The organism is Rosistilla oblonga, from assembly GCF_007751715.1.
In the GTDB taxonomy this organism is placed as follows: domain Bacteria; phylum Planctomycetota; class Planctomycetia; order Pirellulales; family Pirellulaceae; genus Rosistilla; species Rosistilla oblonga.
In genome coordinates this window covers 268,139-292,074 of sequence record NZ_CP036292.1, presented here as the reverse complement: position 1 = coordinate 292,074, position 23,936 = coordinate 268,139, and the positions used below count along the sequence as shown (strand labels likewise).

Annotated in this window: 19 protein-coding genes; 12 read left to right on the top strand and 7 right to left on the bottom strand. The window is 59.3% G+C overall.

Annotation, left to right across the window (positions count from 1 at the left end):
* Positions 1 to 59 precede the first annotated feature (59 nt).
* A complete protein-coding gene (locus tag CA51_RS00975) occupies positions 60 to 383 on the bottom strand; it encodes a calmodulin-binding protein (RefSeq protein WP_145117278.1) in 324 nt (107 codons plus the stop codon).
* 235 nt (positions 384 to 618) lie between these two features.
* Between CA51_RS00975 and CA51_RS00970 the strand changes: the two genes are divergently transcribed.
* Positions 619 to 960, top strand: coding sequence for a carboxymuconolactone decarboxylase family protein (locus tag CA51_RS00970; RefSeq protein ID WP_197451504.1), 342 nt, complete (start codon positions 619 to 621; stop codon positions 958 to 960).
* Positions 961 to 1,033: 73 nt separating this feature from the next.
* Here CA51_RS00970 and CA51_RS00965 read toward each other — a convergent pair whose 3' ends face one another.
* Entirely contained in the window at positions 1,034 to 1,978 is a 945-nt protein-coding gene (locus CA51_RS00965; RefSeq protein WP_145117277.1) for an Rpn family recombination-promoting nuclease/putative transposase, read from the bottom strand.
* A gap of 122 nt (positions 1,979 to 2,100) precedes the next feature.
* Here CA51_RS00965 and CA51_RS00960 point away from each other — a divergent pair, with 122 nt between their 5' ends.
* Together CA51_RS00960 and CA51_RS00955 are read left to right on the top strand one after the other, a co-directional pair.
* Positions 2,101 to 2,739 carry a molybdenum cofactor guanylyltransferase gene (locus CA51_RS00960; RefSeq protein ID WP_145117276.1) on the top strand — a complete coding sequence of 213 codons (639 nt, stop codon included), beginning with the start codon at positions 2,101 to 2,103 and terminating at the stop codon, positions 2,737 to 2,739.
* Positions 2,696 to 3,901, top strand: coding sequence for a molybdopterin molybdotransferase MoeA (locus CA51_RS00955; RefSeq protein ID WP_145117275.1), 1,206 nt, complete (start codon positions 2,696 to 2,698; stop codon positions 3,899 to 3,901). Before CA51_RS00960 ends, CA51_RS00955 begins: the two co-directional genes overlap by 44 nt.
* 28 nt (positions 3,902 to 3,929) lie before the next feature.
* Here the strand turns inward: CA51_RS00955 and CA51_RS00950 are convergent, their stop codons facing one another.
* On the bottom strand, positions 3,930 to 4,841 hold the full coding sequence (locus tag CA51_RS00950; RefSeq protein WP_197451503.1) for a cation diffusion facilitator family transporter: 912 nt from the start codon (positions 4,839 to 4,841) through the stop codon (positions 3,930 to 3,932).
* Between the two features lie 254 nt (positions 4,842 to 5,095).
* Between CA51_RS00950 and gcvT the strand changes: the two genes are divergently transcribed.
* The 4 genes from gcvT to CA51_RS00930 all read left to right on the top strand — a co-directional run bounded on the left by gcvT (position 5,096) and on the right by CA51_RS00930 (position 8,526).
* A complete protein-coding gene (gcvT, locus tag CA51_RS00945; RefSeq protein WP_145117274.1) occupies positions 5,096 to 6,214 on the top strand; it encodes a glycine cleavage system aminomethyltransferase GcvT in 1,119 nt (372 codons plus the stop codon).
* A 40-nt stretch (positions 6,215 to 6,254) separates the two neighbouring features.
* Positions 6,255 to 6,638, top strand: a complete 384-nt coding sequence (gene gcvH / locus CA51_RS00940) for a glycine cleavage system protein GcvH (RefSeq protein ID WP_145117273.1) — start codon at positions 6,255 to 6,257, stop codon at positions 6,636 to 6,638.
* Positions 6,639 to 6,665: 27 nt separating this feature from the next.
* Entirely contained in the window at positions 6,666 to 7,418 is a 753-nt protein-coding gene (locus CA51_RS00935) for a lipoate--protein ligase family protein (protein WP_145117272.1), read from the top strand.
* 418 nt (positions 7,419 to 7,836) lie between these two features.
* Positions 7,837 to 8,526, top strand: a complete 690-nt coding sequence (locus tag CA51_RS00930) for an FHA domain-containing protein (protein ID WP_145117271.1) — start codon at positions 7,837 to 7,839, stop codon at positions 8,524 to 8,526.
* Between the two features lie 101 nt (positions 8,527 to 8,627).
* Here CA51_RS00930 and CA51_RS00925 read toward each other — a convergent pair whose 3' ends face one another.
* Entirely contained in the window at positions 8,628 to 8,807 is a 180-nt protein-coding gene (locus CA51_RS00925) for a hypothetical protein (RefSeq protein ID WP_145117270.1), read from the bottom strand.
* A 248-nt stretch (positions 8,808 to 9,055) separates the two neighbouring features.
* Here CA51_RS00925 and CA51_RS00920 point away from each other — a divergent pair, with 248 nt between their 5' ends.
* The 3 genes from CA51_RS00920 to CA51_RS26445 all read left to right on the top strand — a co-directional run bounded on the left by CA51_RS00920 (position 9,056) and on the right by CA51_RS26445 (position 14,780).
* The gene (locus CA51_RS00920) at positions 9,056 to 11,425 is read left to right on the top strand and encodes a carboxylesterase family protein (RefSeq protein ID WP_145117269.1); all 2,370 of its coding nucleotides are present in this window, start codon (positions 9,056 to 9,058) and stop codon (positions 11,423 to 11,425) included.
* Between the two features lie 291 nt (positions 11,426 to 11,716).
* The gene (locus CA51_RS00915) at positions 11,717 to 13,141 is read left to right on the top strand and encodes an IS4 family transposase (protein ID WP_145117206.1); all 1,425 of its coding nucleotides are present in this window, start codon (positions 11,717 to 11,719) and stop codon (positions 13,139 to 13,141) included.
* 301 nt (positions 13,142 to 13,442) lie between these two features.
* A complete protein-coding gene (locus tag CA51_RS26445; protein WP_145117268.1) occupies positions 13,443 to 14,780 on the top strand; it encodes a methyl-accepting chemotaxis protein in 1,338 nt (445 codons plus the stop codon).
* Between the two features lie 292 nt (positions 14,781 to 15,072).
* Here CA51_RS26445 and CA51_RS00905 read toward each other — a convergent pair whose 3' ends face one another.
* Positions 15,073 to 17,106, bottom strand: coding sequence for a TolC family protein (locus CA51_RS00905; protein WP_145117267.1), 2,034 nt, complete (start codon positions 17,104 to 17,106; stop codon positions 15,073 to 15,075).
* A 724-nt stretch (positions 17,107 to 17,830) separates the two neighbouring features.
* On the opposite strand from CA51_RS00905, the gene CA51_RS00900 reads away from it, so the two are divergent.
* Both CA51_RS00900 and CA51_RS00895 read left to right on the top strand, forming a co-directional pair.
* The gene (locus CA51_RS00900; protein ID WP_197451501.1) at positions 17,831 to 20,281 is read left to right on the top strand and encodes an HlyD family efflux transporter periplasmic adaptor subunit; all 2,451 of its coding nucleotides are present in this window, start codon (positions 17,831 to 17,833) and stop codon (positions 20,279 to 20,281) included.
* A gap of 4 nt (positions 20,282 to 20,285) precedes the next feature.
* The gene (locus CA51_RS00895; RefSeq protein WP_197451500.1) at positions 20,286 to 21,206 is read left to right on the top strand and encodes an efflux RND transporter periplasmic adaptor subunit; all 921 of its coding nucleotides are present in this window, start codon (positions 20,286 to 20,288) and stop codon (positions 21,204 to 21,206) included.
* Between the two features lie 197 nt (positions 21,207 to 21,403).
* On the opposite strand, the gene CA51_RS00890 is transcribed toward CA51_RS00895, so the two are convergent.
* Both CA51_RS00890 and CA51_RS00885 read right to left on the bottom strand, forming a co-directional pair.
* Entirely contained in the window at positions 21,404 to 22,672 is a 1,269-nt protein-coding gene (locus tag CA51_RS00890) for a trypsin-like peptidase domain-containing protein (protein ID WP_145117264.1), read from the bottom strand.
* A gap of 268 nt (positions 22,673 to 22,940) precedes the next feature.
* Positions 22,941 to 23,813: a dihydroorotate dehydrogenase electron transfer subunit gene (locus tag CA51_RS00885; RefSeq protein WP_145117263.1), complete on the bottom strand. Its 873-nt coding sequence runs from the start codon at positions 23,811 to 23,813 to the stop codon at positions 22,941 to 22,943.
* Between the last annotated feature and the right edge of the window lie 123 nt (positions 23,814 to 23,936).

Sequence of the window (23,936 nt, the reverse complement as noted above, 5' to 3'; positions counted from 1 at the left end):
GCCGCCTCCGTTAAGTGAGCGATGGAGTCCCACCGCCACGAGGCCACATGGCAGGCAGACTAAAAGACGTCCAGGATGAAGTGATGGCCGTAATGATAACGGCGACCGGCTGGATAGTAGTTGTGCCACTTCTTATTGTAGACCGGAATCCGCATTTCCTGAGGATAGCGATGATACAAATCGTCAGCACTCTGGAAGTACTGCGGCGCGTAAAAGTTCTGTGGGTAATAGACGTATGGGTAGTGGTAGAAGCGATTCCAGTCGCGCGAACCGTTGGCTCCACCCCAATTTTGCCCATAGGCTTGTTGCTGTGCGTCCGCTTGTTCAGTAACACAGCAAAATGCGACGGCAACAAACGCCGCGATCAGGCATCGACGAATCATTCCAAATCCCCCTCGGGTAGTGTGCGCAGAGCGTCTATGGCTTCTACTGACAAGAAACCCGCTGCCCCTCGTATCGGCACAAGCCGCACAACCGGTTCAACAAATCGGCCCCGAACGGCTCGAAGATCATGTGATATCAATCCCCAAGCGATGGCGAATACGCCAAACGCCCAATCGTCGATCGCCGCAACTGCAACGCGATTCCTTTCCAACCGCAGCCCAATGGACCGCACCGATGATCCCCAAGCCCTACCGACAGATGCACGACCAATTCCCCGAGTACATGCAGGCCTACGAAGCATTCGCAGCCGCAGCGGCTAAGTCGGGGCCGCTGGATGCCAAATCGGTCGCCCTGACAAAACTGGCGATCTCGATCGGCGCGGGGCTCGAAGGAGGAACCCATTCGCACGCCCGCAAGGCACTCGAAGCGGGCTGCTTGCCCGACGAACTGCGACACGTCGCAATGCTCTCCGCTCCGACGATCGGCTTCCCCACGATGATGCGTGCTCGGATGTGGGTCGAAGATGTACTGACCAAAGCGGCTGCGAAAGAGAGCACCGAAACTCAGCAGCCATAAAAACAGATAGCACGGCGGAGAAGGTCAGCTCGCCTCACAGACCAACCCTCGGGCGGCCCGCGACAAAAACGAGCTAGCGGCCGGAGCCTCCGTTTCGCCGCGATAACTGCTCACGCAGCTCAGCTTCGACTCGGTTCAACTCCTCCTCGCTCATCGAACCCCAGCTCGCGGGCTCGGGCATGTCGAGCATTGAAGCGAGCAATTGCAGCCGCCCCAAAATCTTCCCTCGGGCAATTCCCAAATCGCGACCTTGCTCGATTCCGAGCTCACGCCCCTGCTCGATGCCCCGCTCAAGCCCTTCGATCTGCGCAGCTTCCATTCGCGCCTGTTCATCACGCCACATTTTCAGCCGTGCTTCGTACAGATCGAGTTCTTCAGGCGACTTTGATATCATGTCCAAAACTCCCAAGGCTTCGCGATAGACCGGATCATCAAGCAACTCCGCCAACGCATCCAAGTCCATCGATCCGGCGTTCTGCAACAGATACAACCATTTTTGTTCCGCTGCAAACGCACTTACATTATGACACGCCAGCTGAAACTTGGGCAGTTCGAGCGTGTGAAATTCCAGATCGTTAACAAAAACCAAATCGCTCACCTGGTCGCTCCGCAAACGGAAACTCAAGTGGTAGCGTGGGTCCTCGCGAAACAACACTTTATCGAGCACACAGATGCTGATCGCCGGAGCGAGCCCTCGATACCCCTCTCCCTCGGACAGCTGGCGAACATAATTAAGACAGTTGTAGTACAGCAAGCGTTTGGGGAGTGCAAACGGAAGCGTGGTTTGCATTTCCACATTAAAACGACGCCCAAGGTGGTCGCAGGCCAAAACATCCAAGACTGCCAACTTATCCTCGGCACGCTGCTTGCTTTGGATAGGATTGAGTATCTCCACCTGCTGGATCGGCACCTGTGGCTGCAAGATCGCATTAAGAAAGTGAATCGTGACCGCTGGATGTCCGGGATGCCCCAACATCTGCTTAAATGCAAAATCGACTTTTGGATCGATCCTCAGCATGTCCGACGCCCATCACGCAATAACACACACGAACACTCGCCGCCACCACCCCAACAATACGTCCAACAGACCGCAACAACAACCGGCTCTCTCAGCCGGGACCGCCCTCCCCCGCAGACGCGATGACAATCCACTCCAGCCAAACGACACAACGCCCCTCGCTACTGGGAGCGATCCTTGCCGGCGGCCGTTCGTCGCGAATGGGCTCTTCCAAAGCGATGCTGCCGATGCCCACGGGCACGACGCTGCTGGAACATGTCGACGCCTGCCTGACTCCCTACTGCCGATCGATCGTCGTCTCGGTCGCCCCATCGCAACAGCTGACGACATCGCTACCAACCGTTCCCGACACCGGCGCCTCCCAAGGCCCAGCCAGCGGGATCGCCAGCGTTCTACAACTGGCGAACCAACAGGGATTTGCCGCCGCCATGATCGTGTCAGTCGATCTGCCCGCGCTCACCTCCACCGACCTTGCTCCCTTGATCACAGCTTGGGAAGCGGATCCCGACCGAATCGCCGCGGCGACTGCCGACGGCCAGTTCTCCGAACCCCTCGTCGCGATCTACCCCGCGACTTACCTTGAACAGTTGACAGCTGTCGCTTGCGGAACCGACCGCAGCATCATGCGCTGGCTGCGTCGCACACCACACCAAACGATTACGATCCGCCGCGAAGCGATCCAAGACGTCGACACCCCTGAACAATGGAACGCCTACCATGATCGAGAAGTCAGAAAAAACGCCCGACCAAGCGATCGCTGAACTCGCCGGGCGGATCGCCCCAGTCGCCAGTGAAACGATCTCGCTAGCCAACGCGTCGGGACGGATCCTCAGCCAACCGATACACGCCGATCGCGACAGCCCAGCCGCCGACGTTTCGGCAATGGACGGCTACGCGATCCGCCTGACCGACCTCGGCCGCAACGAACCGCTCCCCGTATCGGGAGAGAGTGCCCCCGGGCATCCCACACCAGACGTTCAACCGGGACACGCGATGCGAGTCTTCACTGGTGGGATCGTGCCACAAGAGTACGATCTGGTTGTCAAACGCGAGGAGACGCAAGAGTCTCCCGATTCGATCCGCTTGCTTCCCGCGACCGCCAACTGTCGCAAGGGAGAGAACATTCGCCGGCAAGGTGAAAACGCCAGCCAGGGTTCGGCAATCCTACAGGCGGGAACGACACTGCACGCCGGCGCGATCGCGGCGGCGGCAAACTTTGGCGCCAGCCAGGTCGACGTCTCTCGCGTATTGCAAATCACGATCCTGGTCACCGGCGATGAATTGCATGACGTCGATGCGGAGGTCCAACCGTGGCAACTGCGAGATTCAAACGGCCCCACGCTGAACGCTTTGCTCTCGGGAAAGAACTGGTTGCACGTGCGGTGCGTCGACCGAGTCGTCGACAATCAAAAAGGGCTTGCCGAGCGATTGGCCGCGGCCATCGAAGACTCCGACGCCGTGATCCTGACCGGCGGCGTTTCGATGGGCGATTACGATTTCGTCCCCGACGCGATCGGGCAAAACGACGGCGAGGTGATCTTTCATCGACTGCCGATTCGACCCGGCAAGCCGATCTTGGGAGCGGTCACCGCGACGGGCAAACCGATCATCGGACTGCCTGGCAATCCGGTCAGTGCAGCGGTTGGCTGCCGCCGATTTGTCCTGCCGCTACTCAGCCGCCAAGCTGGCAAACGCGACTGGCTCCCTCCCGCACCACGAGTAATGTTGGACGATCCCGGTACGCGGACGCTCCCGCTGCACTGGTTCCGACTGGTTCAGATAAACGATCAAGGACGTGTCAGCCTCGTTCCGTCAAAGGGCTCCGGCGATCTGGTTTCGATGGCCGCCAGCGACGGCTTCACCGAACAGCCCCCCAACTCAACCGGCTCGGGTCCCTGGCCGTTCTGGCGTTGGCAGGACTAACGCAACAAAGACTTCGGCCGCACAAGGATCAGTCGTCCGGTTCGACATGCACCAGGACATCGCGGACACGGGGGAAGCTGCGCAGCAATTCATCTTTCACCAGATGTCCGATCCGATGCCCTTCGCCGACCGTCAGCTGCGCATCGACCTCGACGTGGATGTCGACAAAAAACTCCAAGCCACTTTTGCGAACCCGCAGCTTTTCGATCCGCGTGACTTCGCCGATCTCCTCGGCGCGATGGCGGATCGAATCGGTAAGCTCTGGATCGGCTTGCTGGTCCATCAGTTCGAGTGCCGTCTGCCAGAACAACCGCACTCCGATCGCGATCAACAACGCACAAACCAGGATCGCCGCGACGGGATCGGCAAACCGGCCCAGCGGTCCCAGGTAGGGAGCCGCAAAGAGTGCGACGGCGATCGCTGCGCTGCAGATCGCATCGCTGCGGTGATCCCACGCTGCGGCTTGCAGCGACCGCGAATCGATCCGGCTACTGACCCGCCGCGTCTGCCAATAGATCGCCTCTTTCAGCACCGCACACAATGCCGCGATGATCGCTGCGGTCTGCGGCGGCACCGAAACGACCTGGCGCAAATGACGAATGTTTTCGATCGCCAGCATGCCCGCCGAAAACGCGATCAAAATCGCAATGCTCAGCGCCCCGATCGACTCCGCTTTTGTGTGCCCATAGGGATGATCATCATCTTCATCCTGCTGGGCCATCCAAAGCGCACCGTGCACAGCCAGCGAACTGGCGACGTCGCCGACCGAATTGATCGCGTCGGCGATCAGCGCCGCCGAACCGGTGATCGTCCCGCCGACTAATTTCAAGATCACCAAAAAGACGTTGACGCCCAGCCCCAACGAAGCGGTCCGCGAGGCTTCGCGGTAGACACCCTCGCGTTGGATGATCGATGCTTCGGGACGAGCCTGACGTTTCAATGGAATATTCTGCCTGAGTCCAACGCGGGGCGAAAACGGTTGCTTGATCCCAATCCAGGGTGCACACCGCCGTCGCGTTTGCACGATACCCTAGCAGCCCACAAGGGCAGCGTTACAATAAGCGATGCAATGTATCGACGCCAGTTCCTTGCAAGTTACCCGATGTACAAGCCGTCTCCATCATTCGCCGGAGACGTCCCGCTGGTGTTGGCAACTCGAATGACGCCCACCCCACTGGCCTCGTTATCAATCCCATGACTGACAGCATCGCAAGCACTCCTTTGACCTCCTGGCACCGCGCCGCCGGCGCGACGATGAGCCCCTTTGCCGGGTTCGACATGCCAATCCATTACGGGTCGATCGTCACCGAACACAACGCCTGCCGCAACGCCGCGACGCTGTTCGACGTCTCGCACATGGGTCGCATCCGCTTCGACGGCGACCGCTCCGCCGAACTGCTCGATCGCCTGCTGACCCGCCGCGTCAGCGACCTCGCTCCCGGCGGCATCCGATACAGCCTGATGTGCAACGAAGAAGGGGGCATCCTGGACGATGTGCTCGTCTACCACATCGAAAAACCTTCCGGCGGCCGCTTCCACATGCTGGTCGTCAACGCGTCGAACCGCCAGAAAATCATCGAGTGGCTGACGCCGCGGATGGCCGAATACCCCGACGTGATCTGCACCGACCGCACCGAACTGACATCGATGATCGCGCTGCAGGGCCCGTTGGCCATGGCGACGGTCGAAGGTCTGTTCAAACACCCCGCCGACAAGCTGGGATATTACCACAGCTACGTAACCGAACAGTTCAACAAACCGGTGATCGTCAGCCGCACCGGCTACACCGGCGAAGACGGCTTGGAATTGATCACCCGCGCCGACGAAGCCGCTCGGATCTGGGAAAACCTGATGCTCGCCGGACGCAAGCATGGCATTCAAGCCGCCGGGCTGGGATGCCGCGACACGCTGCGACTGGAAGCCGGGATGCCGTTGTACGGGCATGAGCTGAGCGAATCGATCGACCCGATTTCCGCCGGCCTCGGATTCGCCTGCAACTTCAAAGACCGCACCTTTATCGGTTCCGAAGCGTTGGCAAAAATCAAAGCCGCCCCACAGCAAAGCGTCCGCGTGGGGATTCGCGTCGAAGGCGTTCGGCCAGCCCGCGAAGGCTGCCAAATCCTCGACGCCAACGAGCAAAACATCGGCGCGATCACCAGCGGTACCGTCTCGCCGACACTGCAATATCCGATCGCGATGGGTTACGTCGCGGCAGAGCACTCGGAAATCGGATCGCCGCTAACGATCGACATCCGCGGCAAACGCGCCGCGGCCACCGTCGCCGCCTTACCGTTCTACAAACGAAACCGTTGATCAACGTCGCTGCCTTGGCCTGAAACTGGGATATCAAAAGATGAATCAAGAAGAATTGCTGTACGCGGAAACTCACGAATGGGTGCACGTTGAATCGGGCGTCGCCACGATCGGGATCACCGCCTTTGCCGCCGAACAATTGACCGACCTGGTCTACATGGAACTGCCCGAAGTCGGCCGCCAGTTGAACGTGGGCGAAGAGTTTGGCGAAGTCGAATCGGTCAAAGCTGTCAGCCCGCTGTACAGCCCCGTCGCCGGCGAAGTGATCGAGATCAACACCGAACTGCCGAGCAAACTGGACCTGCTGGGAAGTGATGCTTTTGGTGCCGGTTGGATGATCAAAGTACGGGTCAGCGGCGAACCCGACGCGTCGAAGCTGCTGAACCACGAGGCCTATCAGAAGCAGTGCGCCGAAGGCAACTGATCCGCCGGCCCGAGACAAAGGACTCTCATGGACGCTCGCTTGATCCGACACATCGGCGACCCGTTTGACGGCGCGATGAACATGGCGATCGATCAAGCGCTAGCCGAATCGGTCGACCAGGGAGCCGCAGCCTGCCTGCGGCTGTACCGCTGGAAATCGCCGACGCTCAGCCTGGGATATTTCCAGCAGTACGACGATCGCCAACAGCACCCCTGGAGCGCCGACCTGCCCGTCGTCCGCCGCAGTTCCGGTGGGGGAGCGATTGTGCACGATGCGGAACTCACCTACAGCCTTAGCATCGCGACGCCCAAATCGCGGCACGGCGCCGATCTGACGATCTACGCAACTGTCCACAACGCGATCATGGAGACGATTGCGGCGATCGCGATGCAAACCGCCCGCCGGTTTGCCGACAGCGGTTGGCTGCCGCTAGCCGCCGACGACGCCTTCTTGTGCTTCGAGCGTCGGACCGATGAAGACCTCGTCGTCTCGGGCTACAAGATCGCCGGCAGCGCCCAACGACGCGTCGGCAGAGCGATCCTGCAGCACGGCAGCATCCTGCTTCAGACCAGTCCCGCGGCTCCAATGCTACCCGGACTGCAATGCGTTTCGGGCAAGTCGTGCGATCCGGCACAGTTCGCCGATCACCTGACAGCAACGCTATCCAAAGCACTCGATGCCGATACCACGCCCGTCGAACTCTCCGCCGCCGAGACCACTCGAGCCGCCGAAATCGCCGCCGCCAGATTCAGCTCTCCAGCCTGGACCCACCGCCGCTAACCCCCAGCGAGGGTGGCAAAAGGCACGCCACACCTACTTGACACAAAATTCTCCGCCCCAATTTGCTGGCCGCTTTAGAACAAATTGGTACAATTGCTGCATAAAGGTGTTTTAGCGAACCGCTATTTTAGGTACGTTAGCCGCCACTACGCCTGCCTTAACGACGTGGTTTAAGCTTTTTTTTCTTATCATCACCACTTTTTTTGGCAGCAAACGAGGAAACCTGCGTATTCTGGGTCACCTCGCAACATTCAGCTTGTTCTTTAATACTCCTGCAAGCCGATTTACTTGACTGCGGTTTACAATTTATTTTCCGTCGACCGTTATATCTTTCATCCATTTTGTTCCTACCAACTTCTGAGTAGCAAACGTCGAAAAAAACAAGAGTCAAACTGTCGTTTAAGAAACTAGGTGCAAGATGCAGGTAAAACTGAAAGTTCTCTCAGGAAGCCATGCCGGTCGCGAGATCTCGGTGAGCCAAGAGAAGTTTTTGATCGGTCGGAACGATCAGTGCCAGCTTCGCCCAAAGAGCGAATCGGTGAGTCGTAAGCACTGCATTCTCGTCCAACGCGACGGGAAGCTGCTGATTCAGGATCTCAAAAGCCGCAATGGGACGTTTGTTAACGGCAAACGTCTGCCACCGGATCGCGCCAAGGCGCTCAAGCCGGGCGATGCGCTGACCGTCGGCAAACTGGAGTTCGAAGTGCTCGTCGAGTACGGCTTGGGTGGCGCTAAGAAGCCCGAAGTCGTCGACGTCAAAGATGCCGCCCAACGAACCGTCAACGCTTCCGGCGACGACAGCAAGTTTGAAGAAGTCGACATCAATTCGTGGTTGGACGAAGCGGACAACATCGAACGGGTCCGCAAGTTGGGTGAGCCCGAAACGCGACAGATGAACATCGACGCCTCGAAGACCATCGAGGGAGACGAAGAACTCAGCGGTGAACTGTCCGTCGGCGACGGGGACTCCAAAGATGAGTCGGGCAAACGCAAGCCACCGGAGAAAAAGCCGCCGCAGAAACTTCCATCCAGCATAAAGAAGCAGATGTCGGAAAACTCCCGCGACGCGGCGGGCGAAGCACTCAAGAAGTTCTTCAGCGGACGATAGGCGATCGCGCTCGACGGGCGCCTGGAACCGACCAGGGAACGTTATGCGCGGCGGTCAGCGATTGCGATCGCACTGCCGCAGCGGGCGGTTGCCGATCGGTCTTATTGGTCGCGGATCGACAAACCGACGACCAAACCGACCAACATCGCGATTCGGATCGTACCAAAAAAGGTCGCAAACGCCTGATCTCCCGACCACGCCGACAGCAGCTCAATCGCTGTCGCCATGAGCAACAGTGGTCCAGTCACAGCGATCGTGCCGGTCAGTCGTGACAGCTGCATTGCAGTTGGTTCCTAGTTCGCGGAATGATTTGACTGGGGAGCAAGCCCCCCGAACAATACAGCAGACGCCGAAGGGATCACTATTTTAGATCCACCGCCGCCGCGAGGGGATGCCTCCGGCGGAGCCCACAGCCCCACCAATGTCGCTTATCTTGTGGCGCACGGCATCGCAGGCCTCAGTGTATCGAAAACTCGGCGAATGTCTGCCCAACCGTGTCGAACGATTAATTTGGAGAACCTCCAGCTCGATGTTGGCAACATGCACCCGGACGATCCTACTGGCCGCTCTGCTGCCACTGACTGCACTCGATGCGGCAGAGCGGATCATCCAACTCCGTAACGGCTTGCAATTGCAAGGCTCAATCGTCGAACTCGCCTCGATCGACCAGAACGCTTTCCAAGCTGCCGCCGAAGGGGCGGTGGAGGCGAAACCGATCTGGCTGATCGACGACGGCCTGCGGCGGATCTATCTAAACCAACGCGCGATGGTGGTCCCTCCAACGATCATCGCCCCCGCCGACACCGGCCAACCGATCCTGCTAGACCAACGCACGCCGGTCGCCGGCGGCCGCGTCGTCAGCGCCGTCGGATCGATTTTTGGGATCTCCCCCTTCGATCCCTACGGTCGCCGCACCTTCAGCATGCAGGGCCCCAAAGGTCCGCTGACGATCCACCAAGGGATCACCGAACTCAACTCGCGTTATGTCAAAGTCGAGGGGCTGCTGTCGACGCGATCGTATGTCTGGGACATGCGGATCGCCACCTCCGCCTTCCCCTCGAAGCAATTGAACACGATCCTTTCGAATTGGATCGACCAATCCGAACTCGACGGCCGTCTGCAACTGTTCCGCTTTTACATCGAAGCGGGCCGCTACGCCGCGGCTCGGGAAACTCTAAAACGTGCGATCAAAGACTTCCCCGAAGCCGAGGGGCTGAAGCGGCAACTGCGAACGCTGATCCAACAGGAAGCCAGCCAGATCTTCGACGAAGCGATCCTCCGTCGCGATGCTGGCCAGCCGAAGTTTGCCAAGCAAATGCTGCAAAGCTTTCCGATCGATGATGTTGCCATCGAAACCCGAATCAAAGTCCAAGACGCGCTCCGCAAGTATCGCGACGACGATCAATTAGCCAGCGACCTCGTCGATCGGCTGACCAAACAGGTCGAACAACTCGCTCCGGAAACGGCCCAACCGATTCTTCCATTGCTCGAAGAAATCCGACGCGATCTTAAGCCGGTCACGATCGCCCGCTTGAGCGATTACCAACGGCTGGGCGAAGTCGACAACATCACCCTCGAAAATCGAATCGCTTTGGCGATCGGTGGCTGGTTGTTGGGAGCGGGAACCGGCGAACAGAACCTTGCTGTCGCGCGATCGTTGATCCGAGTCCGGGAGCTGGTCGATGAGTATCTGTCCAGCAGCGATTCGGCGCGGCGTGAACAGATCCTGGACGAACTGGCCAACCAAGAAGGAGCGACTCCCGAAAACGTCTCGCGAATCATCCGCACCACGCGGCCGCCGCTGTCGCTGCCCGAAGAGTCGGCCGATCCGGAGACGCCGGGCCTTTATCGCATCGCGATGCCAGCTCGTGGCGAAGTCGCTGCCCACGAATATCTAATTCAACTGCCTCCCGAATACGACCCGCTCCGCAGCTACCCCTGCATCGTCACCCTGCACCAACCCGGTCGCAGCCTCGACGAACAGATCGCTTGGTGGACGGGATCCTACAACGCCGAACTGCAACAGCGGCTGGGCCCCGCGTCGCGACATGGTTTTGTTGTGATCGCCCCACAGTGGCAGAACGAGGATCTCTCGGGTTACCGCTTCACACCCCGCGAACACTACCGCGTGCTCAGCTCGTTGCGCGACGCGTTGCGGCGGACGTCGATCGATCCCAACCGCGTCTTTCTCAGCGGGCACAGCGCCGGCGGTTCGGCCGCCTGGGATATCTCGCTGTCGCATCCCGACCTCTGGGCAGGGCTCTTGGCAATCTCCGCCGACGCCGACAAACACATCCGACACTACTCGGACAACGGCAAATATTTCCCACAGTACTTCGTGCTCGGCGAACTGGCTGGCTACCCAGCGCCGCTGATTCGCAACGGAGCTGTCCTGCAACGCTACTTGCGGCCTCAATACGACACGATGCTGGTCAGCTACCGCGGCCGCGGCGAAGAGGATTTCCACGAAGAGATCGACGACATGCTGAAGTGGATGCAGCTCCGCAGCCATCGCCGGCAACCAATTCCGCAGCGGATCGAAGTCTCGACGATGCGCAGCGGCGATCAATTCTTCTGGTGGCTGGAACTCAACGATCTCAAGCCGTCGATCAGCGTCAGCCCTTTTCTATGGGAGCATGCCGACCGACTTCGCCCCGGCGACATCAACGCCCAGATCACAGCAAACGGCGACGTGCAGATCACCAGCATCCCAGCCGATTCGTGCACCATCCTGCTCTCTCCGGAAATGGGAGTCAAACTCGACCAACCTATCCGCGTCTCCTGGCGTTCCAAATCGACGCGGCTGACCTACGACGGCGACCTGCGCGTGATGCTCGAAGATGTCCGGACCCGCGCCGACCGCCAACGCTTCTTCTGGGCGCAGATCCAACTCCCCTAAGCAGCTAGCACAGAGTTTTTTGGTTTAACCGCGTGGGCATCGCCCCGCGTTTTAATGCCTGCCCGGCCCGACTGGGCCCGCGTTTTAACCGAAAAACACATTGTGACGTGCTTAAGCGCAATACCGTTCAACGAAGGAGCCTCGGACCGTCGCAAGAATTAGCGGCGGGATGTAGTGGACGAGGTTACGAGCTGTTGATTACCCACAAGTCGCCGCAAAAACAGCTCGTTTTGGCACGGTATTTGCGCTTGTAGTATTTCATTTTGCACAATGAAATCTTAAGGTGAAAGCATGCAACCGACCAGTATCGCATACGAATTTCAAGATATTCAACTTGGAGACAAACGTCTCAACGATCGAGCCGAAGCGTTGCTCGCCTCGCTGGCGGCCAACCCTTCGGCCAGTATCAACGAAGCTTGCAGTGGCTGGGACGAAACCAAAGCCGCCTACCGTCTATTCGATAACCCCAACGTCGATCCAGAAGCCATTCTCGGGGCTCACGCTGAAAAGACACTCCAACGAATCAAAGCCCAAGACACCGTTTGCATCGCACAAGATACCACCGAACTGGACTACACCGCGCATCCGCCCGAAGGCGTCCGCAATCTCGATCGCTTAGGCCGCCGTGGACTTTACGATCATTCCCACATCGCCTTCACGCCGGAGAAACTTTGTCTCGGGGTGGTCGGTGTTAAGTTCTACGATCGCGACAAAGAATCGCTCGGCACCAGCAAGAAGCGAGAAGGCCAACCCCTACACACCGGCGAAGGGCAACGATGGCTCGATGGTTATCGCAAGGCCTGCGAGATCGCCGGAAAATGTCCTGAAACTCAGATCGTTTCGCTGGCCGATCGCGAAGGAGACATCTACGACATTTTCGTCGAAGCCGATCAGCATGAAACACCGGCTCAGTTCGTCATTCGCTCGCAGCGAAAACGCTCGTTGCCGGAGAAAGACCCCGATGGCGGGCCTGCGGCTTATAAGAAAATGCGTGCCGAAATCGCATCCGCCCAGCCGGTCGCTTACCGCGAAGTCCAGCTTCCCCAAACGCCCAAGCGAACCAAAGGATCAGGAAACAAACAACACCCCGGCCGTGAAGCACGCACTGCGAAGTTAGAAATTCGAGCGAAGCGGATGACTCTTCGTGCGCCACACAACAAGCAGTCTTCGATGCCGCCGGTCGAGATCAGTGTCGTTTGGGTGCGCGAGATCGATGGCCCAGGCGACGGAACCGAAGTCGACTGGCTGTTACTGAGTTCTCTGCCGGTCGACACGATTGCCCAGACGCTGCGGATTGTGGATTTGTATGTGGCTCGTTGGCCAATCGAAGTATTCTTTCGAGTTTTCAAAACTGGCTGCCGGGTCGAAGAGATTCAACTCGAAGCGAGAGACCGACTGATCCGCGCGTTGATGTTTTACAAAGTGATCGCATGGCGGATCATGTTTGTGACCTTCTTAGGCCGCGAGTGTCCAGAGCTTCCCTGTGATGTCGTCTTCAGCGAAGCGGAATGGAAGTCGGTCTGGAAAGTGGTGGAAAAGACGGCTCCCCCAAAGCAAGCTCCTGAGCTGTCACAATTCATCCCGGTCCTTGCGACCCTTGGCGGCTACAATCACCGCCAAGGCGACGGTCCGCCGGGAGCCGAAGTAATCTGGCGAGGCACGCGGCGAATGCTCGACTTCGCCCTCTGCTGGCAAGCCTTCGGACCAGACCAATGACTTGTGGGTAATCGACAGGAGGTTACGAGTCCCAGCGATTTGGTCTGATTCGTACAAAAGGACTCGTAGCCTCGTCCACTACGCTTCGTTGAACGGTATTGCGCTTAAGCGCTCCACCGACGACCGCCCTGCGGCAATGGAACAGCTACAACCGAACGTTACCTCCGGCGAACAAACCGATTCTCCTCAGCTTGCAGCTTGACACCTAGCAAAGCCAACCTAGGCTTCGGTATCAACATGTTTCAAACGCGGCAAAGGTTCACATTCGTGGATCAGCCAAATTTACGCAGGGGCGAATTAAATGTGGAACAATCGAATCTTCGCAGCACACGAAGCAAATGACATTAGTGTCGCAGTGCTCGACCAGGCAACGGAGGCCGTCGAAAGCGAACCATCCAGTCATTCGCAAATTTATAGTGCACTCGACCGCTCCCAAGCGATCATTGAGTTCGACCCGACAGGCAAGATCCTCACTGCCAACAAAAATTTCTTGAGCTGCCTCGGCTACACGATCGACGAAATTCGTGGCCAACATCACCGCATCTTCGTCGACTCACACTACGCTGATTCGGCGGAGTACAAGGACTTCTGGAACGCGCTTGCCAATGGTGAATTCCAATCTTCGGAATACCAACGCTTTGGCAAGAACCACAAAGAAATCTGGATCCAAGCCACCTACAACCCCGTCCGCGATCAAGCCGGCAAAGTCTACAAAGTGGTCAAATTTGCAGTCGATATTAGCGCCAAGCGATTGGCAGCAATCGACGCGATCAACAAGACCCAGGCCTGTATCGAGTTCCGTCCCGACGGCACGATCTTGACAGCCAACCCACGGTTTTGCGATGCGATGGGCTATTCGCTGGACGAAATCCGCGGTCATCACCACCGCATGTTCTGCGACCCCGAATGGACCAAGAGCAACGATTACGTCGCGTTCTGGAACGCCCTGTCGCGAGGACAGTTCCAACAGGATGAATACAAACGCTTCGCCAAAGGGAAGCGAGAAATCTGGCTGCAAGCCACCTACAATCCCGTCTTCGACGCCAAGGGAAACGTCGAGAAGGTCGTTAAATACGCCACCGATATCTCGCACCAGATGGAGAACAAACGCCAAGCGAGCGAAGTCGGATCGTCGATCGCAGCCAGCGTCACCGAGATGGCCCAAGCGATCGATGAGATCTCTCAAAACATCGCGCAAACCGCCTCCTTGGCTCAGACCGCGACGACCGATGCCAACGCGGCAACCCAGTGTGTCGAAGAACTGAACTCCAACAGTAAATCGATCGGCAAAGTTGTTGGCGTGATCCAAGACCTCGCCGAACAGACCAACCTGCTGGCCCTCAACGCCACCATCGAAGCGGCTCGCGCCGGCGAGGCGGGACGAGGATTTGCAGTCGTTGCGACCGAGGTGAAACAACTGGCAACGCAGACCGCTAAAGCGACCAACAGCATCGAGACCAATGTCGCTGACATTCAATCGAACATCGAACAGGTAGTTCGATCGATCAAGGGGATCGCCGATGGCGTCTCCGAAGTCAGCACGAACACGACAACCGCCGCGGCAGCTGTCGAGGAACAGTCGGTGTTGATGTCGGGCCTCAGCTCGACAGCACAGAAACTATTGTCGATGAACGCGTAAAACGCATGCGTACAACAGGAAGACTCGCCTGCGCCGCCGACCATCGTCACGCGAAACTTCGCTCGGCCGGGACACCTCTCCCCGACTAAGCGAAGTTTTGTCGTTGACGGCCGCCGCCCCGCAACGGCCGCTATACGCATAGGCTTAGGCAAATTAGCCGCCACGCGCTCGCGTCCCGTTTCATTCGACAACCGAACGCTAACGCGTGGCGGCTGATACCTCGAATAAGAACAGTGGTTTCCCGCCGCTGCCCTACCCTGCACTGCTGCGAAGCGATTCGCCGCGAGCCTCTTTAGCGCGACGACACCGCCGGATTCCGAAGCGTCGCTTGCGGCTGCCAACGCCGCTGAATCCCCGGCTGGACAACCGACCGATCGATATCCGACCGCAGCTCCGCCTTATCTCGCAACTGGCCCTTAAGCGCCTGTGGAATCGTGGGCACCGGGACAAATGCATCGCCGGCGACATCGCTGCTGTGGATCAACATCCCCTTGGCTCGCTGCAGATCGGCCAACGCCCGCTGCTGGTTCCCGACCGCTTGCAAATAACTCTGCTGCGACGCAACCAATCGCGACAACGCTTGGAAAAACTGTTCCATCAATAGACTCACCGACGCATCGGCCTGCGGGATCACATCGCGTCGCAACCTCAAATAGTCCAACTCGGTTCGCCTCGCCTGCAACGTGCGGCTGCGCAGATCCAACACGTCGGCCGACGCGTTTAATGTGCGGATCGATTCGGAAACGTCCAGCCGCACCTGTTCGATCGTGTCTTCGTATTCCAACTGCAACCGCCGCAACGCCAACTGAGTCTGCCGGTTTGTCGCCCGCGCGGCCCGATTGCTCAGGAAGAATTCCAAGTTGAAATTCGCTTCGATCGTTGGCGACGTATCGACGCTGTTCGCCTTGGCAGCAAACAACTTCCGCTGCCCCTCGATCCCGTTCAGCGATGATTCCAACGAAACCGTCAATCGCGGTAACAACTGATTCAACGATACGTGATGCTGGACCGCCGCCTCGCTGATCGCCGCGATCCGCTCGTAGATCTCACCCCGATTTTGTAGCGCCGCCGACAGCTCGCTGCGTGGCTCAAACAAGACGCTTCCAATCAGCGGCGGATGCGTCGTGATGATCTCCACGTGCTCGGGATCCAGCGCCGGATCGTTGACCAACCGGAACAACTTATCTTGGGCGATTCGGACCTGTACCTCCGCGTCGACAAGATCCGCCTTCGCCTCCAGCAACAGTGCTCGCGCCTGTTCGATCGAATTCTCCTGAGCATCGATCCGACGCCGCGACTCCAACTGCATCAGCGTCTCATGAGCCCATCGAGTCAGAGCTAGCTGAACGAAATAGTTGCCGCGGTTTTCGAACAGCGTCCAGTACTGATTCAGCACCTCCTGCAATCGGCTGCTGATTAACGCCACCGACTCGGCTTGCGATTGGTCCGCCTGGTAACTGGCGACCAACGCTTGACTCAGCACCACGTCGCGGCCGCCGTCGCGCAACAACTCCTGCGAATAGACGAGACTCAGCGCCGAGATCGCCTGATCCGATGGCTGCAATCGCCCGGAATTGTCATCCAAAAACCGGATCGATTCACGGACTTCGAACTGCCCACCGGTCGTCGTCTGCTTTCGCATTCCAGTTTGAAATTGCAGATCATCTCCCTGAATAAGCAACTGACCGACGCCCGCTTGATTCAATTGGTTCACAGGCGTGTTATTGTGAACCAACCGATTCTCGAAGAACGCGGCCCAATCGAACTGACCAAATTCCTGATCGACCACCTGCCGGTCTTCGACAGGTTGGATCCGCAAGATTTTGACGGTCTTCGAATGGAACAACGCCCTCGCCAACAGATCGTTGACCGACAACATCACCGCCGGTCGATCGGTCAGGATCGATGTCGACTTTGCGTTTTTGATGATCTGAGTAATCGAGAACCGCTGAGCGTCGAAGTTCGGATCGGCCAGCAGCGGATCTTTTGCCAGCGGAATCGGCGCCGTGGGCTCTAGCGCCGGAGCACTCAACTGCAGCGTCGGGTCGATCGACAACGTCCGCCGAAGCGATCCCTGCCCCGGTTCTTCGGGCGGGCTTTGAGTCTCGATCGCTGGCGTTTCAGCAGCGACAACGCGTTGCATCACGGGAAAATACAAAGTCGACAACTGCGGCAACGCGTCGGTCCGCACATCCGCTTGGGCTGGCGATTGAGCCGGCTCGCGACTCTGCGACCGCTCGACGACCGGCCCTCGCGCGCGACCGCTCGCCTGCTGAGCTACCTGCGGTTCGCGGACCACTGGCGGAGGCGAATCAACACGCGGCAAAGGCGCAGAAAGATTCGGCTGTGACAGCGGAGCCGTTGCCGTCGGCGGCGAAGGCTCTGCGCCGTCCGGCTCGCTCACCGCCACAGATTCGCCTCGTGGCATCTTCACCAACCCCGACTCGACGCTAAACCGATGGTCTCTCGGCGGCGGCGATCCCTTGTCGATCGAGCGGGTTGGATTGTTGCGATACAGGCTGCGAGGCGTGATCAGCGGCCCGTCGAGGCCCAAATCGTCGGCCCGCGCGACGGCGCAGCAGACAGCTACGACGCAACATAGCGAAATGCTAGCGGTTCGAAATGGTGGGCGGGGTGAGTCCATCGCCTCGTCAAATGTGCGGAAAGCCTAACCATCGGGCAGCCTGCGCCGAATATAACGATTAGATCGGTCGCACCGATCCTCGGCAGCCAATCGAAATCGCCCGATTCCCCACCACGTCCCGCCAACCCGCCGGCTGACCGCCAAATGCTGGCAAAATCAACACAAACCACCCTATCTTGCCACACATCGACAACCGAAACCCGCACGTTCGCTGTGGCCAAACTAGACTTGAGATAGCGTTCCGCGACTCCCGATCCTCCAGCCCGAGAGGGTTCAGCCACGGTTTCCTGCGACGATGCGATCGTTCTCCGACCGCTTCTCGCTGCCCAGTACGCCGATTCGCAAACGGCATCTCCGCGCGAGCTTGCCCGCAGACGAACCACTTAACCGATGCCTTGCACGACCGATGTCCGCCGACACTAGCATGCATTCCGATCACCCAACCGACCTGTCGCGACTGCTGTCGGCGATCGCTGCGGCACCGGTACAGCCCGACGATCCGCTGGCCTCGATCGCCCAGCGGTTGCCCAAACTGTGCGACGCTAGCAGCGCCACAGCGGCGATCGTGTGGAGTCCCGAAGGAGGCGGATTTCGCTGGCAGGCAAGCCACGGTGTCGAACTGGCCGACGCTTCCCCCGACTCCGATTTCACCGCCGACATCGTCGCCAACGCCGAACGAGTCTACGCGGCGGGACAGGCCGACATCTTCATCACTCCCGAATCATCCCCCGCATTCGACAGCCGCGGCGATCATGAATCGCCCGACGCGCCGCCGCACGATATCGACGACGCCCCGATTCGCGAACTGGTTCTGTTCCACCGCCAACTCGTCTTTCCAATCCGCCGCGAACAACAGACGCTAGCGGTCGTCGAATTGTTCCAACCCAGCCGCCTTCCCGAAACAAGCCACTGGACTCTGGCCGACCTGCAACAAGTGCAGACCCAACTCGAACGCTCGATCGCGCCAGCCGAACCCGACACGGTACCCTCCACAAAAATTCTCGATACCGCCGCACCGCTAGCCGCCATCGCAGCAACGGCAAGCCAAGAGAATCCTCCGAGCGACGAAGCAAGCTCGCCCGACGAAGCGACAGAACAGGAGAGCGCTTCGCAGGAAGTCGCTGCCCCGGAGGAAACCGTCGATGAACCCGATGCGGCCGCGCAAGTCGAACCGATTGAGGACCCGATTCCTGCGACGCATCCTACGGATCTCGAAACGGACACATCGCCACCAGAACCTGAACCAACCGAACGGGCGATTGCCGAAGTCGCCAGCCCAGCCCCAATCGCTCGCATGGTGCAGCCGCCAGAATTGCAGGCCCGAGCGATGCGAGTTGCCGAAATTGTCGGCCGCAGCCTGCACGAGACCGAAGTCGCGTTTGACGTCGTCAACGAACTGCACGCATTTTTTGGCGAGGGGCGAATCAGTCTGTCGATCTTTCGCGGGCAGAGTTGTGTCGTGCGGGCGATCAGCAATCAACAGGTCTTCGACCGGCGGAGCGAATCGGTTGTCGCAATCCAGCGGCTCGCCACGCGATCAGCCACCGCGCGGCTGGCGATCTGGTCTCCCGAGCAAGCCTCCGACCTGCCGCCCGAATTGACGCGACTGCTGGACATCTATTACGAAGCGACCGATGCGCAATCGGTCGCCTTCATCCCGCTGATCCAAAAACGGGAACCATCCAACGATCCCGACGACCTCGCCGCCATCGTTCGCGATCGCGACGCGAGCCCCGGCGACGTCGTGGGCGTCCTTGCGATCGAAGGTCTGCAGCGGCCGTTGTGCCGCGATGAGATCCTGCCGATGTGGCAAGCTGTCGAACTGCCAGTCGTCAACGCGGTCGCCAACGCCCGCCGCCACAACAGTCTGTTCCTGATGCCGGTCTGGAAAGAACTGGGACACTTCACCAACCTGTTCCGCGGACACCACCGCAACAAAGCGATCGGGATCACGCTGTTGCTGGTCGCGATCATCGCCGCCCTCAGCCTCGTCCCGGCCGACTTCAAACTGCGATGCGAAGGAATCGTGCAACCGACGCAGCGCAGCAAGGTCTACGCGCAGACCGAAGGCGTGGTCGACCAATTGCTTGTCAGCGACGGCCAATGGGTCCAACAGGGCCAAGTTCTCCTGACCCTCTCCAATCCGGCTCTCTCGGCCGAGATCGCCGACGTCGAAGGGAAGCTCCGCGAAACGCGGCAGAAGCTGAAAACATGCCGCTTGCAGCGACTGCTCGGCGACTTCAAAGACGACGAACAACGGCAGACCAATGTCCGCCAGTGCGCCGGATTTGAAGCGAGCCTCGGCAAGATCCAAGACCAATACGACCTGCTGCTCGAAAAGCAGGCTCAATTGCAGATCACCAGCCCCGCCGACGGCCAGATCGTCACCTGGGACATGCCGCAACGCCTGACAGCGCGTCCGGTTCAACCGGGGCAGAAATTATTAACGATCGCCGATCCCAAGGGCCCCTGGGAATTGGAACTGAAGCTGGCCGATAAACGCAGCGGATACCTTCGCGATGTGATCGACGAACAACCGACAGCAACCAACGCTGCCGAAAACGACGACGCTGACACAGGCTCTTTGAAGACGTCGTATGTTCTCGCCTCGCATCCCACCCTGGTCCGCGAGGGAACGATCCGCGAGATCGCTCGCAGCGCCGACGTCGACGAAGATCAAGGGAACATCATCCGCGTCTACGTCGACATCGGGAAACAGCCCGCCGATTCCGAAGTCCGCACCCGCCCGGGGACCGAAGTCATCGCCCACATTCACGTCGGGCGGAGTTCGATCGGTTACTGCAAACTCTACGAATTCTTCGACTGGGCCAAGAGAATCTGGTTCAAATATGTCTAATCTCATGAAACCTATCGCTCCACTTCACCTCCTGATCGCGATCGCACTGCTCGTCGGTTCGACCAGTCACGGGCAAGATCGCTCGCAACCGTCGGGCGTCGAAACCGACTGTCTATTGATGATTCTGGACCAAGTCGATTTGGCCGCCGAGCGGGACGGACTGCTGACCACGCTGCATGCGCGCACCGGCGAAGACGTCGCCGCCGGACAGTTGCTGTTTCAACTTGGGGATGTCGAATCCAAGGCGCGGCTGGAAGTCGCAAGAGCGGAACTCGACCAAGCGACCATCAAAGCGGAGAACCAATGGAACATCCGCGCCGCCGAAATCGAACTGGCGAAGAATACAAAAGAGACCGAACTGCTGGATGAAGTCGGCCGCGTCCCCTACCTGGAGCGCTACCGTGCGGCCAGCAACAAGGATCGCAGTGCGGCGGAGCTGAAAATCGCAGAGGCCGCGCGGCGCGAGGACCTCTACGCTCGGCAGGTCGCCGAAGCGGAACTATCGGTTGCGGAGATCGACTTGGAACAGCGTAGCAGCGTCTCGCCCTTCGCCGGCACGATCGTCAAACAGTTCCGATTCCAATCGGAATGGTGTCGCCAAGGCGATCCTGTGGTGCGGATCCTGCGCATGGATCGCTTGACGGTCCAAGCGATCGTGAATCTGCGAGACATCGCGCCGCATCGGATCATCGGCATGAAAGCATCAGCGACATTCCAGATCGCCGGCGAGCAACCGATCGTGATGGACAATCTGACGATTACGCGATGCAGTCCGGAAGTCGATCTGGACGGCAACTACCTTGTCTGGACAGCGACCGACAACCGCAAGCTTCCCGCCGCCAACGGCCAGCCCCAATGGCTCCTCCGCCCCGGCATCAGCGGCACCCTAACGATCGACATACTAGCACGAAGCGCTAGCGAGTGATCGAAAGCCAAGCGTCGGTGCGGTGGGGTTCACTCGCTTGCGCTTCGTGCTGGTATGGGAGTGTGAGTCGCCCTGCAGAAGGTCAGCAACCGGGGCAAACATACTAGCACGACGCGCAAGCGAGTGATCTCGAACTCCAATCGCTGGTGCCGTGAAAACCACTCGCTTGCGCTTCGTGCTGGTAAGCGATCGTGTTGTTACCGAGTCAGGCCGAGCAGCTTTAGCATGTCGGGTGTCGGCTGGTCGAAGGTTTTGATTTTGGTTGGGTTGTCGGGACGGTTCTTGTCTCGAAGGATCACGATCACTTCTTGATTGGAGGCGATCTGTGCCGCGGGAGCGGATGCGGCTGGCGATGTGACGGCGGCTAAACGCGTGGGCGGTGCGGGAACGTTCGAACGAGGCGTTGCCGCGGCGACTGCAGCGCGAGGCTGATAGAGCGAGGCGAGGTTGACGCGGTCGAGTTGCCACTGGATCGTCCCCGGACCGGCATAGATGCCGATGTCATCTTCAAAATCGGCGGCGTTGCAGACGCCAACGATTCGGCCCTGGTGATCGAACAGCCCACCGCCGCTGCGGCCGATCGTCGGGGCGCCGGCGATCTCCAGATTTGATGCACCCAGGTGTTGGTTGTATTTGTTGACAGCGGTGATCCGCGTGTCGCGGCGAGTTGGATCGGCTCCGCGATCGCAGCCAAAGCTGAACGCGGCGGTCCCCGATGTCGGCAGTTGATCCTTCGAGATCACAGGAACCGGCTGAACCGGAAAGCCCGGCTTGATCGAGACCAAGGCGATGTCGCGGGTCTTCGCTTCGTAGTCGATCAATTGCCCCGGCACGGTGTGGATCTGTCCTTGAATGAACAGCTCGACCTCGATCGGTGCCTTGCCTTGCGAATCGCGGAAGACGTGGCCGCAGGTCAGCACCAACGCCTCTTCTCCATGTGTGTCGATAATCGTTCCGGTCGCGACACCTACCGCTCCCTGTTCGCGAACTCGAATCCGAACCGTTGCGGCTTGAGCGCGTTCGACCGCTTGTGCCAGATCGATGCTGGGCATCGCTTCGCCGGGGATCGCCTGAGAAACAGGACTCGCCGCAACGGCGGACAACGGTGTCTGCGGAACTTCCGGTTGAACGTTCCGAGCTCCGGTGTCACGGATCCGCTGGCCCTGGCGGTTGGCAAGTGCTTGCCGCAGCGTTTGGATCGGTTGCGTCCCCTGCAGGCGAGCGATCTCGCGGCCGCCGGAAAGGACAAGATAGGTTGGGAAACTGGTAACGCGATAGCGTTGAACGAGATGACTTTCGCGAGCGGCGTCGACGCGGCGGATCGCAACGCCTTCGCGCTGCAATTGGCCAACCACCGGTTCCATCGTGACACAAGCGTGACAACCGGGCTGTGTGAACTCGACGAGAACCGAATCGCTGCTGCCGGAAACGCCAGCGGCGAGCAATAAATAGCACAACATGTGCATTGCCAAAGTCCCTCCATGGACGGCTATCAAACGAGCCTAAGTGAACCCCAATGCAAGCATCCATGCTGCCAGGTTCACGGCGCGGGTGAGGTCGAACGAAGTCGGGATAGTGCTGCAGAGCAGCAACTGGAGCAAGTGCAAGTTGCGCTGCGGTAATCGCTCTTGCAATCCGCAACCTGTTGCGGCGCGGTCACTTACGAAACAGCGACCGTTGGCAGAAATTTTGGAATTCGGAAAAGAATCGCTAAAGTCACCCCAGCCTGGTGGATCACCAGACAACGCTAGCAGCGTCGAAGACCGGCCCTTCGACGCAGGTTCGCTTGTAGTCCCATTCGCCATCGGCCTGCCGAACTTTGGCGACACACGAGAAACAGATCCCGATCCCACAAGCCATCGGAGTTTCCAACGAGACGGTGCAGGGAACGCCCGCCGCAGCGCAAACCTCGGCCACTCGCTGCATCATGATTTCGGGACCACAGCAGACGACGCGCGTCGACGCAGCGCGATCGGGCGCGGCCAACAAGGTTGCCAAGCGATCGGGGACCAACGCCTGCGTCCCAAGACTGCCGTCATCGGTGCAGAGATCCAGATCGATCCCGGCGGCGGCAAAGTCGTCCAAGCCAGCGGCGAGGCTCGCGCTGCGAACTCCGTACAACAATGTCGCTCGACCGGCGTAACCGCTGGTCCGCCCCGGAAACGATTCGCGGCCCAAGGCTTCGGATCCCAACGCCAGAAACGGAGTCTGCCCGATTCCACCGGCCGCCATGATCAGATGCTCGCACTCGACTGTGGGAAAGCCATTGCCCAGCGGTCCCCAGATGCCGATATGCTGGCCGATTTGGATGCGAGCCAGACGAGTCGTCAGCTTGCCCTTGGCGATGTAGACGACCTCCAACTCCTCGGGCGGTTGATCGCCATTAGCGACGACGCGGTAGACCGCCAGAGCGCGACCGATCAACGGATCGTTGAATCCGTCCAAGCGGATCATGACAAATTGCCCCGGCACGATCTGGCTGGCGATCTCGGGAGCGTGCAACCGCAGGCGGTAGGTCTTTTCGGCGATCAGGTCCGACGCGGTCACAACCGCTCGAAGCGAAGCAGCACAGTCGGCGTAGTGTTGAGCATGGAGCGGGCTGGTCATCGAGCGATCCTCGCGAGTAATGATGCAGTTGCTGGGTGGGATACACCTCCGTCGCCAACAGAGATGTTGCGAAGCAGCGATCCAATCGGAGACGCTGCGGCGGCGGAGATCGTCCGCCGAACG

Excerpts from the sequence above, each read along its gene's own strand:
- CA51_RS00975 (WP_145117278.1), bottom strand. The coding sequence starts at position 383 with ATGATTCGTCGATGCCTGATCGCGGCGTTTGTTGCCGTCGCATTTTGC.
- CA51_RS00970 (WP_197451504.1), top strand. The coding sequence starts at position 619 with ATGATCCCCAAGCCCTACCGACAGATGCACGACCAATTCCCCGAGTAC.
- CA51_RS00965 (WP_145117277.1), bottom strand. The coding sequence starts at position 1,978 with ATGCTGAGGATCGATCCAAAAGTCGATTTTGCATTTAAGCAGATGTTG.
- CA51_RS00960 (WP_145117276.1), top strand. The coding sequence starts at position 2,101 with ATGACAATCCACTCCAGCCAAACGACACAACGCCCCTCGCTACTGGGA.
- CA51_RS00955 (WP_145117275.1), top strand. The coding sequence starts at position 2,696 with ATGATCGAGAAGTCAGAAAAAACGCCCGACCAAGCGATCGCTGAACTC.
- gcvT (WP_145117274.1), top strand. The coding sequence starts at position 5,096 with ATGACTGACAGCATCGCAAGCACTCCTTTGACCTCCTGGCACCGCGCC.
- gcvH (WP_145117273.1), top strand. The coding sequence starts at position 6,255 with ATGAATCAAGAAGAATTGCTGTACGCGGAAACTCACGAATGGGTGCAC.
- CA51_RS00935 (WP_145117272.1), top strand. The coding sequence starts at position 6,666 with ATGGACGCTCGCTTGATCCGACACATCGGCGACCCGTTTGACGGCGCG.
- CA51_RS00930 (WP_145117271.1), top strand. The coding sequence starts at position 7,837 with ATGCAGGTAAAACTGAAAGTTCTCTCAGGAAGCCATGCCGGTCGCGAG.
- CA51_RS00925 (WP_145117270.1), bottom strand. The coding sequence starts at position 8,807 with ATGCAGCTGTCACGACTGACCGGCACGATCGCTGTGACTGGACCACTG.
- CA51_RS00920 (WP_145117269.1), top strand. The coding sequence starts at position 9,056 with ATGTTGGCAACATGCACCCGGACGATCCTACTGGCCGCTCTGCTGCCA.
- CA51_RS00915 (WP_145117206.1), top strand. The coding sequence starts at position 11,717 with ATGCAACCGACCAGTATCGCATACGAATTTCAAGATATTCAACTTGGA.
- CA51_RS26445 (WP_145117268.1), top strand. The coding sequence starts at position 13,443 with ATGTGGAACAATCGAATCTTCGCAGCACACGAAGCAAATGACATTAGT.
- CA51_RS00900 (WP_197451501.1), top strand. The coding sequence starts at position 17,831 with ATGTCCGCCGACACTAGCATGCATTCCGATCACCCAACCGACCTGTCG.
- CA51_RS00895 (WP_197451500.1), top strand. The coding sequence starts at position 20,286 with ATGAAACCTATCGCTCCACTTCACCTCCTGATCGCGATCGCACTGCTC.
- CA51_RS00890 (WP_145117264.1), bottom strand. The coding sequence starts at position 22,672 with ATGCACATGTTGTGCTATTTATTGCTCGCCGCTGGCGTTTCCGGCAGC.
- CA51_RS00885 (WP_145117263.1), bottom strand. The coding sequence starts at position 23,813 with ATGACCAGCCCGCTCCATGCTCAACACTACGCCGACTGTGCTGCTTCG.